The organism is Lentiprolixibacter sp., from assembly GCF_982873095.1.
Genome location: NZ_CEYNTP010000352.1, coordinates 1 through 2,134, shown reverse-complemented (window position 1 = coordinate 2,134; position 2,134 = coordinate 1). Strand labels below are relative to the sequence as shown.

Here is a 2,134-nt window from a genome sequence, read left to right as displayed (position 1 = left end):
GCAAGGCCTGGTTGTGTAAAGTGCAGAGAAAGAAGAAAACCATTGTCTGGATGTCTGCCCGAAAAGGATATATGATCGCTACCGTTTATTTGCCCGTAAGGCTGCTTAAGCCCCTTTTGGAATTGGATATCAGTGAGCTATCCAAAGAGAACATCCGAAAAGCCAAAAATGTGGGAAAATCCAAACCCTGCTCCTTTGAAATACGGGATGAGGAGGTGTTGGCTGATTTTGAACAGGTAATGCAGTTTAAAATCAAAGTGAAATAGGGCCAATAACCCCCTACTCATTATATCCGCACGGAAAATAATACTTACCTTTAAGAAGGAACTGAGCGGAAAGGTTTCTGTTGCCCACCTTCCGACGTATCTACCCCCCTTGGTAACTCTCTGGTTGAGGCAAATACACAGATTTCCAGGCCTTCGCCCTTATGTTCGGAAATAAACCTTGGACACAGGTGAAGTTTAAAAAATTCATATCTGAGCTTAAAAGGCGCAATGTCTTTAAATCAGCAATTACCTATTTAATTGTAGCCTGGATCATTGCCCAGGTTTCCGATATTGTTCTTCCCACTTTTGATGCTCCTCCGTCTTTAATGAAAGCCTTAATTGTAATATTGATCCTGGGCTTTCCGGTAAGCCTGGTGTTTGCCTGGGTATATGAATTTTCCCCAAAAGGGATTAAAAGAACCAGGGACATTGAAACGAAGAAATCGAGCTTAACACAAACAGATTATAGTCAGGCCCTTGATAATAAAAAACTGGCCGTCCTCCCTTTTAGAAACCTAAGCCCAAACAATGGCAGTAATTATTTTAGCGATGGGTTGACGGAAGAAATCAGTATCCGTTTATCCGGAATCAGGGATCTTGATATTGTATCACGGCGTACCGCGATGCAGTACAGGGATTCTGAAATGGATAGTGTATCTCTGGGCCGGGAACTAAATGCGAGATATATTTTGCACGGTACTGTTCGCAAACACAAGGATGATCTCAAAATAGCAACAGAGCTAATCGATGTCGAAAAGGATGCTGAGCTCTGGGCCGAGATCTACAGCGGTAAGATGACCGATGTTTTTGGTATACAGGAAAAGGTGGCGAAAAAGATCGTAGCCTCATTAAAATTAAAGCTCAGTCCAAAGGAAAAGGTAGCCCTGAACAAGAAAGCTACATTGAGCAGTGAAGCCTATGATGCCAACCTGCGGGCCCGGGAATTTGTTCTAAAATACACGAAGCGTTATCTTCTTTCAGCAGTGGAACTTTTTCAAGATGCAATAGACCTGGATCCCAATTATGCAGCGCCCTATGCAGGCATGAGTGAAGCTTGTGGATTGCTATATGAAACACACGACAGAAACCCCATATGGCTTAAAAAGGCAGAAGAATCTGCATTAAAAGCGTTGATCTATGATCCTTCCTCCTCTGAAGCCTATAGTGCACTCGGATTGGTATACTATAACAAAAAATTACTCGATGAGGCATTGATAGCCGTTCAAAAAGCAATTGCATTTGACCCTGACAATTATTTCGCCTATTGGATCAGGGGGCGGCTGTACAGAATCCAGGATAGGGATCTGAAGGCCGTAGTTGATTACAAAAAGGTACTGGCACTCAATGGGGATTTCCATTCGGCCTATGGAGATTTACAAATGTCCTATGAAAAGCTGGGAGATAAGGAAAAGTTACAGGAAACCATATAACAGGCGGCGGCATTTTATCCCTCCTATTTACTGCGCCACCCGGAAGACGCCCGTGCCCACCAATTTTATGCGTTTACCTTGAAAAGGCTGGGCCGTTTGGAGGAAGCGAGAATCGAAATGGATGAAGGGATAGAACAAAACCCGGATGACCCGATCATTATCTACAATGCCGCTTGCTTCTATGCATTAATTGGTGATAACTCCACCTCCATTGAAAACCTCAAAAAAGCGATAGATAAAGGTTTTGGGAATTACGAGTATATCAAGCATGATCCCGATTTATACAGCTTAAAAAATGAGCCGGAATTTCTTGCCCTGATGGAGGGAAAATAGGTAATCTCAGTTTAAGAATGGCCCGTTACCTCCTAGGCCACAGAAATTTCATAAATTGAACGGAAATCAACCCATGAAAACAAAACTCTTGAGCAGAAGTACCTT

General features: G+C 42.9%; 3 protein-coding genes and 1 pseudogene. All 4 read left to right on the top strand.

Annotated elements, in window-relative coordinates:
- A partial coding sequence (locus AC4E7D_RS14310) for a DUF3788 family protein (protein ID WP_490174451.1) occupies nt 1-266 on the top strand: 266 nt, incomplete at its 5' end.
- 188 nt (nt 267-454) lie between these two features.
- Complete coding sequence (locus tag AC4E7D_RS14305) at nt 455-1,696, top strand: tetratricopeptide repeat protein (RefSeq protein ID WP_490174450.1); 1,242 nt, start codon at nt 455-457, stop codon at nt 1,694-1,696.
- Nucleotides 1,697-1,708: 12 nt separating this feature from the next.
- Nucleotides 1,709-1,858 (top strand): annotated as a pseudogene (locus AC4E7D_RS14300) (tetratricopeptide repeat protein); the annotation flags it as partial.
- Entirely contained in the window at nt 1,850-2,029 is a 180-nt protein-coding gene (locus AC4E7D_RS14295; RefSeq protein WP_490174452.1) for a TPR end-of-group domain-containing protein, read from the top strand. The pseudogene AC4E7D_RS14300 and the gene AC4E7D_RS14295, both read left to right, overlap by 9 nt.
- Nucleotides 2,030-2,134 lie beyond the last annotated feature (105 nt).